At 34.5% G+C, this 16792-nt stretch carries 13 protein-coding genes; 12 read left to right on the forward strand and 1 reads right to left on the reverse strand.

Going from position 1 to position 16792, the window contains the following annotated elements; all coding sequences use genetic code 11:
- Positions 1-81 precede the first annotated feature (81 nt).
- Positions 82-4506, reverse strand: coding sequence for a pullulanase X25 domain-containing protein (locus ACFCYN_RS10895; RefSeq protein ID WP_375949268.1), 4425 nt, complete (start codon positions 4504-4506; stop codon positions 82-84).
- A 421-nt stretch (positions 4507-4927) separates the two neighbouring features.
- Here ACFCYN_RS10895 and ACFCYN_RS10900 point away from each other — a divergent pair, with 421 nt between their 5' ends.
- The 12 genes from ACFCYN_RS10900 to ACFCYN_RS10955 all read left to right on the forward strand — a co-directional run bounded on the left by ACFCYN_RS10900 (position 4928) and on the right by ACFCYN_RS10955 (position 16426).
- The gene (locus ACFCYN_RS10900) at positions 4928-5107 is read left to right on the forward strand and encodes a helix-turn-helix domain-containing protein (RefSeq protein ID WP_172446970.1); all 180 of its coding nucleotides are present in this window, start codon (positions 4928-4930) and stop codon (positions 5105-5107) included.
- 342 nt (positions 5108-5449) lie between these two features.
- Complete coding sequence (locus ACFCYN_RS10905; RefSeq protein WP_375949270.1) at positions 5450-6676, forward strand: Zn-dependent hydrolase; 1227 nt, start codon at positions 5450-5452, stop codon at positions 6674-6676.
- Between the two features lie 483 nt (positions 6677-7159).
- Positions 7160-9607 (forward strand): Ig-like domain-containing protein, encoded by a 2448-nt coding sequence (locus ACFCYN_RS10910; RefSeq protein WP_375949272.1) that lies wholly within the window; start codon positions 7160-7162, stop codon positions 9605-9607.
- 245 nt (positions 9608-9852) lie between these two features.
- A complete protein-coding gene (locus ACFCYN_RS10915) occupies positions 9853-10749 on the forward strand; it encodes a phosphate ABC transporter substrate-binding protein PstS family protein (protein WP_172446973.1) in 897 nt (298 codons plus the stop codon).
- A 181-nt stretch (positions 10750-10930) separates the two neighbouring features.
- Positions 10931-11560, forward strand: coding sequence for a hypothetical protein (locus tag ACFCYN_RS10920; RefSeq protein WP_375949274.1), 630 nt, complete (start codon positions 10931-10933; stop codon positions 11558-11560).
- Between the two features lie 239 nt (positions 11561-11799).
- Positions 11800-12693 carry a phosphate ABC transporter substrate-binding protein PstS family protein gene (locus ACFCYN_RS10925; protein ID WP_375949276.1) on the forward strand — a complete coding sequence of 298 codons (894 nt, stop codon included), beginning with the start codon at positions 11800-11802 and terminating at the stop codon, positions 12691-12693.
- Positions 12694-12767: 74 nt separating this feature from the next.
- Positions 12768-13664, forward strand: a complete 897-nt coding sequence (pstC, locus tag ACFCYN_RS10930; protein WP_098119397.1) for a phosphate ABC transporter permease subunit PstC — start codon at positions 12768-12770, stop codon at positions 13662-13664.
- Positions 13661-14548 (forward strand): phosphate ABC transporter permease PstA, encoded by an 888-nt coding sequence (gene pstA, locus ACFCYN_RS10935; RefSeq protein WP_098170896.1) that lies wholly within the window; start codon positions 13661-13663, stop codon positions 14546-14548. The genes pstC and pstA overlap by 4 nt, the downstream gene beginning before the upstream one ends.
- 215 nt (positions 14549-14763) lie before the next feature.
- On the forward strand, positions 14764-15255 hold the full coding sequence (locus tag ACFCYN_RS10940; RefSeq protein ID WP_375949363.1) for an ABC transporter permease: 492 nt from the start codon (positions 14764-14766) through the stop codon (positions 15253-15255).
- Between the two features lie 311 nt (positions 15256-15566).
- A complete protein-coding gene (locus ACFCYN_RS10945) occupies positions 15567-15920 on the forward strand; it encodes a hypothetical protein (protein ID WP_375949279.1) in 354 nt (117 codons plus the stop codon).
- Between the two features lie 25 nt (positions 15921-15945).
- A complete protein-coding gene (locus tag ACFCYN_RS10950; RefSeq protein WP_375949281.1) occupies positions 15946-16068 on the forward strand; it encodes a hypothetical protein in 123 nt (40 codons plus the stop codon).
- Between the two features lie 31 nt (positions 16069-16099).
- On the forward strand, positions 16100-16426 hold the full coding sequence (locus ACFCYN_RS10955) for a hypothetical protein (RefSeq protein WP_172446977.1): 327 nt from the start codon (positions 16100-16102) through the stop codon (positions 16424-16426).
- Positions 16427-16792: the final 366 nt, after the last annotated feature.

Below are 16792 nucleotides of genomic sequence, written 5' to 3' on the forward strand. Positions count from 1 at the left end.
TAATTCAACTTTAAGAAAATTTTCTCATAATTACCCAAAAAATGTCTGCCGCACGACGCAGCAGACATTTTCTAATTCTAATTACTTGGATTCACTAATCGTTTTATTAATAACATCAATCACGTAGTTCTTTGTATTTTTAGCTATCGAACCGCCATCACCTTTAAAAATCGTGGATTTGGTAGTATCAGTTGGTTCAATGTGTACTGGGACTTGCGTTTGACCTTCGCTTAGATTAATAGATTGAGTGAAATTCATTCCATTATAGTCAGTTACTTTTTCCCCATTGATGGTGAGGTTAGCACCTTTAATACTATTTCCTTTGATCGTTAATGTCGAACCTTTCAAGTCAATTTGGCTCACTACAAGTGGGTTATCAATCCAGCGTAAAATCTTGTCTTGGACAACCATTTTGTTGCCACCTTGGTTTGTAACAACTACTTTCATATCAGTTCCAGTCGCACCGTAACCATAGTAACTGATATCATCATCCGATGAATCAGATGGTGTATGGTCTGTTAAACCTTCATGATCCCAAGTGTTGTCTCTCGTGTATTTATAAGTAATTTCAGTTCCTTCCTCAAGCTCAGTTGTATATTCCCAATCAGCTGTAACGGCACCATTTCGGCTCATTGACCAAGCACCTGTATTCCAGCCATTTAAGCTGTTTGGAATATTCATTTGAGAAGATAGTGGAGTATCATCTGGTGCATGCACTTTGAAAGTGACTTGTACCATGACGATATCAGGTGTCACAGTTACCGTGTTAGAGTCCACATAATTCCCAGCTTGATCGAATACACGGATTTTGTATTTATAAGTTGTACCGTTAGCTACCTGATAATCACGGAATGTGGTAGTGTCTCCATTTACTGTTGTAAGTAATTGATCGTCACGATAAATAATCGTTTTATATGGCTGATCTGGTTGCTTAAGGTTCCAGTTTAAGTTAACTTGACCAGACTCTTGAATTGGTGTATCTAATGTGACTTCTTTAGCAGGAGGAGTCGTATCTGATGTGCTCCGTGTATAATTTACTTCTGCTGTTGAAGTAGATACCCATGTTTTACCTAGATCAGGAGTAAAGGACATTCTGTATTCATAAGTACCTGACTCCAATGGTGTAAAGCTACCTTGAAACTCATTTGCCTTATTTTCCTGAGTTTGACCTGTATATAGAGCTTGATATGTTGTCCAAGTTGTTTGGCCTTTAATTCTTATTTGAAGTTCGGCTGTGATTCCCTCGGCCGGGCCAGCTTCAGTAGCACCTGACAAGTAAAAAGATGCTTTAACAGTAGAATCAAGCGCTAAGTTCAGCTCCCCATTAGATAAGGCAGTCAGGTTGCTAGCGCTAGCATTCGCAACATCATAATGTGGCACGAGACCAGCTGAGGCAACTGGTTCAGATTCGTTGCCATTAGAATCTACAGCTACCACTTCAAAATAATAGGTACGCCCATTATTCAAACCTGAAATATCAACGGATTTACTAGTAGTTTCTTTCACTTTTGTCCATAATCCACCAGCAATATTTGATTGGTAGACATTGAATTTTGTTCCATTTCCTGTCCAGTTTAAAGTAATTTGTTTAGAACCTGCAGTACCTACAACACTCTTAACTGACTGTGGTTGTTTCACTTCATTGTTTGATAGTAACATTCTTCCGGATTCAGCTGGTACGGTCAATGTAAGCTTACCATCTTTTGCTGTAGCTAAATACTTAGTATCTAATTGGTCTACATATTGAACACCATTCGCAATAAGTCCTTTTGTATCAATTTCAACAGTTTGTGAAGTTTTCCCTCTGTTGATTATAACAAGTGCAGATTTTGATCCTTTTGTTCGAGTGTAAGCTAATACATCATCTTTTGCGTAAATATGGTGAAGATCACCAAAGCTAAATAAATCGGAATTTTTACTACGAATTTTACCTATCGTTTGATAATGTTTAATTAAATCTTGGTTTTCATTTCCCCATGGATACGTACGGCGATCATCTGGATCCTTTGATCCTGTTTGTCCTGCTTCATCTCCATAATAAATAGTCGGCGCACCAGGGTAGCCCATTTGAAGAATAGAAGCTAACTTTAATCGCTTTACACCTTCATTGTAATTATAGTTCGGATCCTGTTCAGCTCTGTTATAAGTATCTGTTCCATTTCCTAACAGGAATATAGCGCGTGCAGTATCATGAGATCCCATTAAGTTCATGAGTGCATAAAACGCTTCTTTAGGATAGTCTTCTTGAACAGCTTCAAGTGAGTTTTGTGCATTTTCTGCATTACCGTTCTTTAAATAATCCAAAATTGCGCCTCGGAAACGATAGTTCATTACGGAATCATATTGATCTCCTAAGAAGTACTTGGAAGCATCATCCCAAATTTCTCCTAAAATAAGTGGTTTTTCATCTTTTTGAAGCGTACTTCCGGATCCTGTCATAGTCTTGGATTTCATTTGTTTTCGGAATTCCTGCCAAAATGAACTGTCCACTTCATTCGCTACATCTAAACGCCAACCCGAAGAACCTCGATCTATCCACGATTTTCCTACGGAGTCCTTTTCATACATTATATAGTTAGCAAATTCAGTGTTGTTAAGTTCACTAGGGTGATCAACCTTTGATCCTTCAACTGATTCAAATACTGGCAGACTATCATAGCCCCACCATCCCTCATACTTATAATGTTCACCATTTGAAACGCCGTTAACTTTTTCATTAGGAACTTTAACATTTTCAATATGGAACCAGTTTTCAAAACCGTATGGGCTAAAGGATTGACCTTCAGAGATAAGTTGTTTTTTCGCTTTCTCTTTTGCAGCAGCTTCGGTCAATTTTTCGTCATTCATCAAATTATAAACACGAGACCAATATTCATATGCGCCAACCGTTTTATATTTGTTATAGCGGTCAAAATAGATCGAGTCGTCAGAGACGTGGTTAAAAACGCCATCCAAAATCAAATGCATGTTACGTTTCGATAACTCTTTTGTGAAATCCTTAAATTCTTTTTCTGAGCCAAACATCGGATCAAGTTCTTTGTAATCGGTTGCATCATATTTATGGTTAGATGGTGCAAGAGCAATCGGATTTATATAGAGTGTGTTAACTCCAAGTGATTGAAGGTAATCAAGCTTGGCTTTGATTCCAGCAATGTCGCCTCCATAAAAATCATTACTAAACTCTCCGTCTCCAGTATATGAACCAGTTCCTTGTTCATAAGGATTATCTGGTAAGCTTGACCAAGAAGCGGGATGTTCGATTGGCTGGTTACCGCGAGCTCCAACCTTATCCTTAATATGGTCATTTGTCTTGTTGCCGTTAAAAAAGCGATCCGGAAAGATCTGATAGACTACAGCTTCTTTCATCCAATCTGGAGTTTGATATTCAGGGTCATAAACTGTCAATTGGAAAAGACCTGCATTTTTATCTTCTGCTTTTCCAGTATGACCTTCTTGCGTGTCTTCTCCATATTCTGCTGTTGTATTTTGATCTCTTACAATGAATTTATATCCATGAATTCCTTTATCTGCTGGAGTAAAAGTGGCTTCCCAGTACTCAAGATCACCTTTGCCAGTTGTATTTGACCAGCCAACATTTTTCATAGCCAAGACTTTTGTTGTACCTGAATTGTAGTTTTTTACATAAAGGCTTGCGCTTGTCAGATCACCTTTCTTAGCCGATATCCTGAAGGTTACAGGTGTCTTAGCAGGAACTGCCCCAAATGGCTTTCGGTAGATTTGATCCCATGAATCATGATACAGGGCATTCTGATCAATCAAGCCATCAGAGCCTGCTGGTTTATAATCTGTATAAACTTCTTTTGTTTGATTATTATAGAAAAATGTAATAGTAGTTTCAGAGATTACATTTAATTTCAAATTTGAAGTAGGGTAGGACTCGTTCCAATCCTTGCCCAATACAATCTTGTATTCATATGTACCACTTGGCACCTTTGTAGTGAAGGAATAGATATTTTTAAAATTGTCATCCTTTAAAAAGGCTGTTGATTCCGCTGGGCTCCAAGCTGCCCCTGCACTAATTGCAGGCTGTATCGTTCCAACAAGACGAGGTTGTCTTTCATCTGCTAAAGGAGTGTAATGAGTGCTGTCTGAAATTGAATGAGTGTTATCATTGTAGTAGAAGGTGACATCTTTTTGTTCGGAAAGTACTAGTTTAATGTTGTTGCCACCTGGATTTCCGCCTTCACCGTAATTTTCCGACCAGTTTCCACCAATGGCGATTTTATACTCATATTCACCGGCCGGTAAAGTACCAGTAAAAGTATAGAGACCATTACCTTTGTACACCATTTCCGTTTTGGCCGAAGCTGGGTCCCAATCGCTTTGATTGCCTAACAAGCTTTGAACGCTACCAACAAGTACAACTTGTTTAGCTACCGTTTCTGCTGCTTTTGCAGATCCATTTGTAATTAGTCCCGGAAACATCTGAAGAACTAATCCTAATACAGTGACGAGCGATAATATTGATCTTTGTTTTCTCCTCATGAAAAAACCCCTTTCCTCTTTCTAAATTAGGAAAACGTTTATACAAAAGATGCAATAAAAATATGTATGTAGGTAATGCTAATCTATTGCAACCGTTTGCACAAATTGTTTTCAAAATAATTATATCTTTTTATCAACACAAATCAATGGTAAATGGCAAAATAATACAAATTTTCTGAATTAATTACAATTGATGTTCATTAAGATGGAGTTTCAAATTTTAGAAGACGAGCTATTTAATTAAAAGCCAGAGGTAATTAATAATGCTGAATTAACTAACCTTTTGAAAGAAATGATGGAGATCTCAACAAAAAATGCATGAAAAAAAAATAGATTTTAATAATGTGAAAATTAAATTTGATACGTGGTTTTATCAGATTACTTCAGAAGGCATATTAGTCTTTGATTATGATTTAAGAGAATGATGACGACTACTCAAGCGTCAAAAGAGTTAGGTGTATCACGTCAAATGGTCTACAAATATATTGAAAGAGGTTTAGAAGCGGTTGGCGAAAAAGGGCAACAAAAAATACCTAAGCACGCTATTGAAGCTTGGAAAAATCCTGTAATGCTTTTCAAATTCAATGGAACTATCAAATGAAAATATGTTCGTTCGGTTGAAGATTTTTTAGATTTTGTATCAAGCTACATATTAACCGATAAAAAATACCGATCCCCTATTCTTAGTTCAACATCAAGTTCAAATCCGCAACCAATCCTCAGAACACAAATTTATGAATAATAAAGTGCAAAGGTATTATAGTTGGAGTTTCCTTCGTATTATGTAATACAATGACTTCCTTTAAATAGTTTATCAAATAGTCTAAGTTCAATAAATGATATAAACATTGGTTTTATAGCAATCGGTATTAATATTCTTGTAATTGTTAGCGTAAGTTTAATCATTAACACATTCGTTGATAGTTAAAGGGAGGCCCCTGAGATGATTAAAACAAATCCTAATCGGCTTCAAAAGTTAGTTGAAATGTTTAGTGAATATGGAAAAACAGAAAATAATGGTGTGACTAGACTTGCATTATCTGCCGAAGATATTGCTGCAAGAAGGAGACTTCAAGCTTTATGCGAAGAGGTTGAAATGACAGTAAAGTATGATGACATGGGAAATATGTATGCAACATTAACGGGCAAGCAAAACTTGCCACCAATCGTAATAGGTTCACATTTGGACTCCGTTATTAAAGGTGGGCGGTTTGATGGTGTGTTAGGCGTGCTAACAGCTTTAGAAACTATCTATACAATAAAAGAAAAAAATATCGAACTTGACTATCCGATTATGCTTGTCAATTTTACGAATGAAGAAGGCGCACGATTTGAGCCATCACTTATGTCTTCAGGTGTGTTATCTGGAAAATTTGATAAAAAGAAAATGATTGCTTCAACAGATAAAAATGGGACTTCATTTGCTCAAGCATTAGTCGAAAGCGGTTTTGAAGGTTCAGAAACAAATCGCTTAGTAGAAGCCAGTGCCTATATCGAACTACATATTGAACAAGGTCCAGTACTGGAGCGGAAAAACTTAGACATTGGAATAGTAGAAGGTGTACTAGGAATGGTATGCTATGAAATTTCAATTTTTGGAGAATCGAATCATGCAGGTACGACGCCAATCAGTATGCGCAAAGATCCAATGTTTACTGCTGCTAATGTGGTAGTAGATTTACAAAAGCAGCTACAGAGACTAGATTCAGATCTTGTTTACACAATCGGTCGAATAAATGCATATCCAAATATTCATACAGTCATTCCTTCTGAAGTGACTTTTACGTTGGAAGCAAGACATAAGGACCCTGGGGTTATTGCGGCAGTTACACGAATGGTGGAAGAACTGCCAGTAAATTTAAATCGCTGTCCAATCAACTCTACACGTCTATGGGACCGTGATACTGTTAAGTTTGATGAAACCGTAATAAATGCAGTAGATTCTGCTTGCAAAGAGTTAGGGTATAAAGAAAATCGAATGTATAGTGGTGCTGGGCATGATGCCCAATTCATTGCTTCTTATATTCCAACGGCAATGATTTTTGTACCAAGTATAAATGGATATAGTCATCGTGAGGATGAATTAACTTCATATGAGGATTGTGCTAAAGGGGCTAACGTTTTACTTAATGCTGTATTAAAATTATGCGTTGAGAAAGTGAACCACTAAACTGTTTCATCATAAATTTTATTTTATAGACCCAGCAAGATTTTTTCTTTCTATTTGTTGGGGGGATAAAGAAGTTGTAATGATACTTTTGAAGATAAAATACAGTATAGATCATTGAAATAATCCCTTAAATTGAGCTTCTATAAAAGCCTACTTTAGGGGATTTTATTGTATTATTCCATACTTTTCATATTGTATCATTTTATTGTGAGATATTTCACAATTTGTTCAAAGTTAAACACTTATTTTGTAATGATACATGCTAAAGTGAATTTGTAAGTTCATAAAAAAAGAGAGGAGAGTAAAATTATTTAATTTTAAGTCTCGATTAAGCCAAAAAAGGACTTTAAATGAATAAATATTTTTTCCTTTTAAATTTGTTTGTGTGATATTACGGATAAGAAGGAGATAATTAATTTTTTTAATCTATATTGTATACAATTAGTGCTCATAAAGTATAGCATCTTAGGAGGAACACTAAAAATGAAAGAACAATTTAAGTCTGTTCGAAAGGTCTTATCTACAACTGTGTTAGTTGCTATCGTAGCAACTTCAGTGACACCCGCATACGCAGATTCATCTTATACAACCTATGCAAATGCATTAAGAGCAACAAATAATTTTGTTAAAGCTGGACTACCTAAGAAAACAACCGATGAAAAAAGGATTGCATCATTAGAGAGTAAAGCTAAAAAAGAAGTAGCAAAATTAACGAGTAAATATAAAACAAAGAAAAGCCTATTTACTAACCAAATTACGAGTCAGCACAAAAAAGTGGTTTCTTATGAGGCGATAGAAGATAAAGCAGAAAAAAATGCAAATGATGCAATCAAAGAATTTCAATCATTCGGGGGTAAGGTCACAGTAAAAACAACAAGTAGTGAAGTGACTGCTCATTATAATGTTGCATCGAAAGTAGTTAACAACTTAAAATATTCAGATGTTAAATCAACTTTAATCTCAAAGCTAAATAGCATTAAGTCGGACATTACAAAGAAAATTGCTGGATTACAAGTTGCAAGTGTAAGTAGTTTAAATAATATTACTGTAAACGGTGGGCAGAAGGTAACTCTCCCTAAAACGGTAGGTGTAACACTTTTGAATGGCTCTAAAATAACTAAATCAGTTCAATGGAATCAAACCGATTTTAGCAAGGCGGGGACATATACTGTTTATGGTACTGTAGCGGATACAACTAAGAAAGCAAGCATTAAAGTTGTTGTCATGGGGCCTGTCACAATTTCAAATTCTGAAGACTACGTGCAATTTCAAGACTTCAAATTCTCTAATAACTATAATGTCGGATATTTTGCTTATAATGTTGGATTCAAATTAGACGAAAAAGATTTACCTTCTAGTTCGATTAAAGAAATTAAAATTACACTACTTGATCAAAATGGAAAGTCAATTGCAACTAAAACAGCTAAAGGTAATCAGATTGCACATTTAAAAGCAGATGGCAAAACGGTAAGTACTGAATTTGTTCAAAAAGATAATAATGTAACAGATGATTCATGGACAAGCTCGGCTTATGACTTCTCAACGCCATCAAAAGCGGTGATTCAAATCACTGATAATAATCAAAATATTTATACGATTGAAAACAGAAATCCAATCGGAATTCCTAATAGCATTACGTTAGCAAGTCAAAATGGCACAAGATCTTTCACGGATATTCAAGCAGCAGTAGACGCAGCACAGGTTGGAAATCTGATTTATATTCCAAAAGGAACGTATGAACTAAATCATCAAATTAGAATTGAAAAATCACTAACTATAGTTGGTGCAGGTTCTTCAACAATCATTAAAAAAGGTTCTACGCCTTGGACAAATGATACAACGAAAAAAGGAGCTGCATCGTTAATCACGATTCGAGCTGAAGACCAACCAGTTAAATTACAAAACATTAAAGTAACTGGAGCAGAAAACATTAAAATGACCGCTATTTCAGGAACTGACTATGGAAGTGGTATTAACGTAGTAAGTTCATCGAATGTAACTTTAAATAATGTGACATCAACAAATAACGCAGCGGCTGGTTTAATTGTCAACAGCGCAAATGTAACAGCGAACAATTTTAATACGAGCGGAAATAGCTGGTATGGTGTAAATGTTGATCAAAGTGAAAGTGGCCCAGCAAGCTTTACTTTAACAGGCAATGGTGTGATTGGAGAAACTACTCAAATTATCTCAGATAAAACATCAAATGTAACAGTACAAGTAAATGGATACTCGCCTTACACGATTGATGGAACAACAGCTACAATGTGGAACAACAAAGCTCCAGAGAATTTCATTAACGTAACACATTCTAATACAGTTTACTCAAATCTTGAAACAGCGGTAAACGCAGCAAAAGATGGAGATACAGTAAAGGTACCAGCAGGAACTTACAAATTGAATAGCCAGCTTAGAATTGAGAAAGCAATTACGATCATTGGAGCAGGAGAGTCTACGGTAATTACAAAAGGTACAGCACCATGGACAAATAATACAACAAAAAAAGGATATGCCTCATTAATTACCATTAATAGTGTTGTCAAAGATATAACATTAGAAAATCTAAAAATTACTGGTGCAGCAAATATTGCAATGGTAGGTACAGGAACTGATTATGGAAGTGGTATAAACGTAGTAAGTTCATCGAATGTAACTTTAAATAATGTCACGTTAACAAATAATGCTGCGGCCGGTTTAATTGTAAATAGCTCGAATGTAAAAGCGAACAATTTAAACACTAGTGGAAACGGCTGGTACGGTGTAAACGTTGATAAGAAGGCTAGTGAAGAAGCAAGCTTTACTTTAACGGGTAACGGGATTATTAGTGAAAATGTTGAAATCTATTCTGAGTCACCAAGTATTGTTACTGTAAATGCTGAGGGATATACAGCTAATGTATTAACAGGTGGAGCAATGGTTTGGTCAAAATAATCTGAGTTTATTTTCTAAATAGTATTATCAAAACACCCTATCTTCTTTATGGAGATAGGGTGTTATCTTTTTTGATTAAAGTAAAGTAAGTTTTAAAACTAATTTTTAAAATTGAAAATAAAGAAATTATGTACTCTTAAACTAACTTTACGAATTATTTACAATCGTTTAAAACTAGGTTAATTATTCTTTTTTATAGTTAGAGATGTAGAAAATAATAACTTTCCTTAGGAGGACAAACAATAATGAAACGTGGATTAAAATTAACATTTGCAGCAATGGTCGTTACAGGTATGCTAGCAGGATGTAATAATAAAGATGACAAGACTACTGGTAAAGCAAGCACAGATGATAAAAAAATTGAACTAACAGGTACAATTAGTGCTGCAGGATCAACAGCGTTACAACCACTAGCTGACGAAGCTGCTACAGAATTTATGTCTAAGTTCCCACAAGTGTCAGTTACAGTACAAGGTGGCGGTAGTGGAACTGGAGTAAACCAAGTATCTACTGGTGCTATTCAAATTGGTAACTCAGATGTACCAGCTGCTGAAAAATTAGAAGACAAATCAAAAGCAAGTGCTTTAGTAGAAACAAAAGTTGCTGGTGTTGGTTATTCAATGGTAACAAATAAAGATGTTGGTGTAGATTCACTTACACTTCAACAAATTGAAGATATTTTTGCTGGAAAAGTAACGAACTGGAAAGAAGTTGGCGGTAAAGACGAGAAAATCAACGTAATCAACCGTCCAGCATCATCTGGTACACGTGCAGCTTTTGAAAAGAAAGTTATGAAAGAAGTTAAAATTAACGATAGCGTTGGAACAGTTCAAGATTCAAACGGTGCAGTTGAACAAGCTGTAAACTCAACTCCTGGTGCGGTTTCTTACCTTGCTAACTCATATTTAATTGGCGATAAAAAGGATGCTTTAAAAACTGTTCAAATTGATGGGAAAGATTCTTCTACTGAAAACATTACTTCAGGTGCTTACCCATTCTATTCATATGAATACATGATTACAAACGGCGATGCAAAATCTCCAGTTAAAGAATATATCGAATATATTAGTGGAGACGAGTTCTCAAATAAATTAGTTGAAATGGGCTATATCCCTGCTTCAGAAATGTCAGGTCTAGAATAATATTCAAATTAAGCTGACTCGAAAAGGTTGCTATGCAACTTTTTGGGTTAGCTTTTTTATTTTCCAGAAAAATTAAATTTTTTTAATGATTCTATTGAAAACTCTCTTATTTTCTAATAGTGTATGATTAATATGGTGTTCTTAATTGTGTACGAAATTGAAAGGAAGGAGAGGAATAGAGTTGATTGATTCTGTAACTTTAAAAAAGAAAAAACTAATAATAGTAATAGCTTCCATTTTTATAGTGATGGTATTCTCAGCTTGCGACAAAAATGATTCTTTAGAGGCTGTAACGTCAGAACAGGTTTCAAGTGAAAAGATAAGTAATTTGATGAAAAAGGAATCAAAAGAACTGCTGATGAAAAATTCTTCTGAATTCGCTTCAAATAGCAAAAATTTTCAAATTGAAGCTGAAACGTATCAGTCAGCCAAGGGAAGATTAGAGTTAGATATTCGAGTTTCAAAACCAAAAACATACATGAAGAATGTTATCATTTCAGGGATTCTAACAAAGAATGCTTTTGATTTTTTGTACACTCCTGATTTGTTGATTACGAATATTTTAATAAAGGATTCTTTTTCTGATAAAGAAGTTTCAAAACAATACACGATTTCTCCTTCTATTAAATCACCTGGTGGTATTTCTACAGGTAGAAGTTTTAACTTGTTCCCTGAAGCGACTTTTGAAAATGCTAGTAAGAAATTACATGTTGTTTATATGAAAGTAAGCTGGGTTGATCAAAAGGATAGAAACCACACTGAATACATATGGAAAAAGATCGTAATAAAGCATCCAGAGGATTTTTCCTAATTTCTAAATATAGACATATCGAGAAAACTACTTAAATAGATAAAGTAGTTTTCTTTTTTTATTTTGCTATCCCCTAAAATCAACTAAATATACACCCTCTTAAAAAGATTTACAATTTCTTTACGATTGATTAAAACTTGCTTAACCTTAAAACTTTAAAGTAGAGATTGTAAGAGATAACAAACAAAAACAAAAACAAATTTAAAAATAAAAACAAACATTTTAGGGGGATTATTCAAATGAAACGTGGATTAAAATTAACTTTCGCTGCAATGGCTATTACTGGTATGTTAGCAGGATGTTCAAATAAAGATGACAAGACTACTGGTAAGGCAACAGATGATAAAAAAGTAGAATTAACTGGAACAATTGGTGCTGCGGGATCAACAGCGTTACAACCACTAGCTGACGAAGCGGCTACAGAATTTATGACAAAGTTCCCACAAGTATCAGTTACAGTTCAAGGTGGCGGTAGTGGAACTGGTGTAAACCAAGTATCTACGGGTGCTATTCAAATTGGTAACTCAGATGTACCAGCTGCTGAAAAATTAGAAGATAAAACATTAGCAAGTTCATTAGTAGAGGCTAAAGTTGCTGGTGTTGGTTATTCAATGGTAACGAATAAAGATGTTGGTGTAGATTCACTTACACTTCAACAAATTGAAGATATTTTCGCTGGTAAAGTAACGAACTGGAAAGAAGTTGGCGGTAAAGATGAGAAAATTAACGTAATTAACCGTCCAGCATCATCTGGTACTCGTGCAGCTTTTGAAAAGAAAATTATGAAAGACGTTAAAATTAACGATAGCGTAGGAACAGTTCAAGATTCAAATGGTGCGGTAGAACAAGCTGTTAACTCTACTCCTGGTGCGATTTCTTATCTTGCTAACTCATATTTAATTGGCGATAAAAAAGATGCATTAAAAACAGTTAAAATTGACGGAAAAGAATCTTCTACAGACAATATCGTTGCAGGTGATTACCCATTCTATTCTTATGAGTACATGATTACAAAAGGCGATGCAAAATCTCCTGTAAAAGAATATATCGAATTTATTAGTGGAGACGAGTTTGCTAATAAATTAGTTGAGATGGGCTATATCCCAGCTTCAAAAATGGCAGGTCTAGAATAAAAAATAAAAAAAAGAGAGTTGGTTTTTATACCAACTCTTTAAACTAATTTATTAATGGATGATAGGGGTTTATCATGAATTTCAAAAAAAGAAACTTTTTTCTAATTGAATACCTTGGAAGAACTCTTGTAACTTTATGTGGTTTCTTAATGGTTGCGATTACAATATCAATAATAGGTTTTATTGTTAGTAAGGGAATTCAATCGTTTACAGTAAATCATTTATCGTTAAGTGATATATTATTTTCAAAAAATTGGAGCCCAAATAATGCAGAACATCCGACATATGGTGCACTAATTTTTATTGTTGGATCGATTCTAGTATCTATTGGTGCTGTCATTATTGCTGCACCAGTTGCAATTGCATTAGCGGTTTTTATGAACTTTATCTCACCTAAATTTGGTCAAAAAGTATTAATCCCAGTTTTGGAGATTCTAGTAGGTATTCCTTCAGTAGTTTATGGATTTCTTGGCGTAACAATCTTAGTTCCACTTCTTAGAAATTTGGTAGGTGGAGTAGGTTTTAGTTTAATTGCCGGGATTATTGTTCTAAGTGTTATGATTTTACCTACAATAGCAAGTATAGCTTCTGATGCTGTGAGAGCTGTTCCTGGAACGTATTTAGAAGCATCATATGGACTTGGCTCTACAAGATGGCAAGCAATTAAATTAGCAATCATCCCTGCTGCAAAAACAAATATTTTAACAGCAATCGTTTTAGGTCTAGCACGAGCTTTTGGTGAAGCATTAGCAGTACAGATGGTAATTGGAAATACGGTGAAATTCCCGAATGGTATTTTTGATCCGACAGCAACATTAACAGGAATTTTAACAATGGATATGGCGAATACATTAAATGGTACAGCATGGAATAATACGTTATGGACTTTGGCAATGATTTTACTACTAATTTCATTCCTCTTTATTCTATTCATTCGTTTAATTGGGAGAAAAGGAGGATATGAGTCATGATCGCAAGAAAAATGGATAAAATTTGGACTGGAGTTCTTTACGGAATAGCTGGTTTAGTTGTAGTTTTATTATTATTTTTGTTAAGTGAAATTATCTATAAAGGCTGGGGATTCTGGGATTTCAATTTCTTGTTTGGAAAACCTAGTAATACACAAGCAGGTGGAGGAATCGGACCACAACTTTTTAACTCTTTTTATATTCTAGTTTTAACATTAATTATTTCAGTTCCAATTGGTGTAGGTGCTGGAATTTATATGGCAGAATACGCAAAACCAGGTCGTTTTTTAGGATTTTTAAGATTATGTATTGAAACATTAGCTTCTTTACCATCAATCGTAGTAGGGTTATTCGGATTATTAGTATTTGTAACGCTAACTGGCTGGGGATATACATTAATTGGCGGAGCATTAGCAATCTCAATTTTAAATCTACCAGGTTTAACAAGGGTAAGTGAAACAGCATTATTAAATGTTCCGAAAAGTAGTAAAGAAGGTAGTCTTGGTTTAGGTGCTACAAAATGGCAAACAATTGTTAAAATCAGTATTCCATCAGCATTTCCACAATTAATTACAGGTATCATTTTAGCGGCAGGAAGAATATTTGGTGAAGCAGCGGCATTAATTTATACAGCTGGATTAACAACACCAATTTTAAATAATGCTGCTCCATTAGATACACCGATGAATCCGTTTAATATTTTTAGACCAGCAGAAACATTAACAGTTCACATTTGGAAGTTAAATTCAGAAGGTATTGTTCCAGATGCACAATCAATCGCAACAAAATCTGCTGCTGTTCTTATTGTCATGATTCTTCTATTTAATTTATTTGCTCGAGTGTTTGCAAAGTTTTTAAATAGACGTTTTACAGGGGCAAAAAGATAATGAAAAGTTTTAAGATCTCTATGGAAGATTCCGTAGAGGTCTTTTTGCATATTTCTATTTTTAGGTAAAAGTGCAAGCCACACCTCTGTCTTTACTAATAGGTAAATGAACTAATGAATTTTACATAAAAAATTATCATACATGGACATGCATACAAACATTTAAAGCTTGTCTCTATATAATATAGAAGTTTATAAGAGAGTGAAGTGAACATTATGCCTCCAAAGCCCAAAAAACCAATTGATTCGAATGAAGAGAATATTAATATTGCCTCAGCCTTTAGAGCTGTAAGTAGTACAAGTCTAAGGGTGCCTGAAGATACTTTTGTGAAAGTAAACTATCAAAAAAAACAATTTGATTTAGCAGTTGAATATAATGCGTTAACCTCAACGTTTAGACCAAGAAATAATGGGGTTTATTTAGTTTCCGCAACAATTAGCTTTTTCCCTAATAATAACGATGTTAATTATAGAGTAAGGATCGAACTTCGTGTGAACGGAAAACCTGCAATCGCTCTTGATAATGATTTCTTCGGTCCAATACTATTCGGAAATATTGTAAATGTCTCATCAATCCTGAAACTAACCGCGAGGGATAAGGTGGAAGTTTTTGCACAAAGTAGCACATCTGGAAGTATCGAAAGAAATGTCGATGGTGAAGTTAGCACTCATTTTGAAGCTGCGAGATTTCCATCTCCAACATCATAAGTATCTTTTTAATTAGAGTCGATGATGCATTTAGTTTAGCTTATACCCCGACTAATCTAACTGATTGGTCAGACATTACACCAATTACTGTTCAAGTAGCATTAGATTGAATAGCTGTTAAAATTAGTCCAATTCCTTAGTTGTTAAATAGGATTGGTTATTTCGTAGGTTCGCAGAGATTGCGGGCCTTTTTGTTTTGGACAAATCGTTTTTACACAAAAATATCATAAAATTATTCATTTATGGAAAAAAATTCATGTTATTGTAGGTGTGTAAAGTTATTTTTAAATAGTATACAAGGAGGAGTTCTTATGAAAAAGGTATTAGTAGTAATGTTATCTTTTGTATTACTTTTTTGTTCGTTAGGAACAATTACTTCAAAAGCCGAAGTAATTGCAAGTCAGAATGAAGAAGTGGTTATTACACCTGAAGAAGCTGAACTCACATCAGAAGCGCAGTTAAAAGAATTAAAAAGTCAACCAATTTTAGTTAAAGATAATAGAGGAATTAAATCCAAAGCCGTTATAAAAGTTGCTCAATTAATGCGTGCCGTTGGAGATGAGGTAATTGATATGGCACGTGCTTTTAATATTATCGATTCTAAAGTAGCAAAAACTATGAAATCTCATAGTGGAAAAATTGCTCAATTTTTAGATAAGCATTAGTAATGCAGGCGATGATGCCGCCAATATGGCAAGAACTCGATTACCAATTTATTTAACTACGAATACAAATATGAGCAAAGGGACGGCTGAAACAATTGCTATTACTATTAAATGGGCAATAAAAGGGGCGGACTGGTTATTTTTATAAAAATAATAATTAATTGAAGGGGAGTAAGTTTGTGGAGGAATTAACATTAATGGAATGGTGTTCGGAACAAGGATTTAAGGAAGAAGATATTGAATTTATCACTGATTTTATGACCTTTATGTCAATGAGTAAATATGGTAAGAGGGTTAGTTATGAAAAAGTAATAAAAAAATTAGACGGCGAATTCCCACAATATAAATTAGATGCCACGAAAGATTATTTGAATTTTAGTCAATTTAATGAGTTGATTAAAAATAATATAAATGAAAATATTGATACGAGTGAACTTTTACATAGGTTTTGTAATCAAAATTTATGTGAACCACTTGCAACTTACATTCTTCTAACTTCTAATTGACCATACATTAATTTTACATGTGATGTGATCTAAAGGCAGCGGTTATTGCTGTCTTTTTTTGATATCAAATATTGATAAACCACGAACGATTTGTGATCATCGAGTAAAAAGCAGTGAAGTTGTCGGAAATAATGATGAAGTTGGCTTATTTAGCAGTGAAAGTCGCTCATGAAGGAGTGTAATTATTGATAAATTAGATTAACCATCAAGAATCAAACAAAGAAGCCACCCTAAAAGGTGGCTTCAAACAGTTTATGAGCAAAGTTCGGTGCTTTATGAACAAAAAAGGATGATTTATGAACAAAACCCACAGCTTTATGCACGTAGTTCACAACTTTATGCTCAAATAACACATTGTGTTCGCAT

This window comes from Gottfriedia sp. NPDC056225 (assembly GCF_042267765.1).
Classification (GTDB): domain Bacteria; phylum Bacillota; class Bacilli; order Bacillales; family Bacillaceae_G; genus Gottfriedia.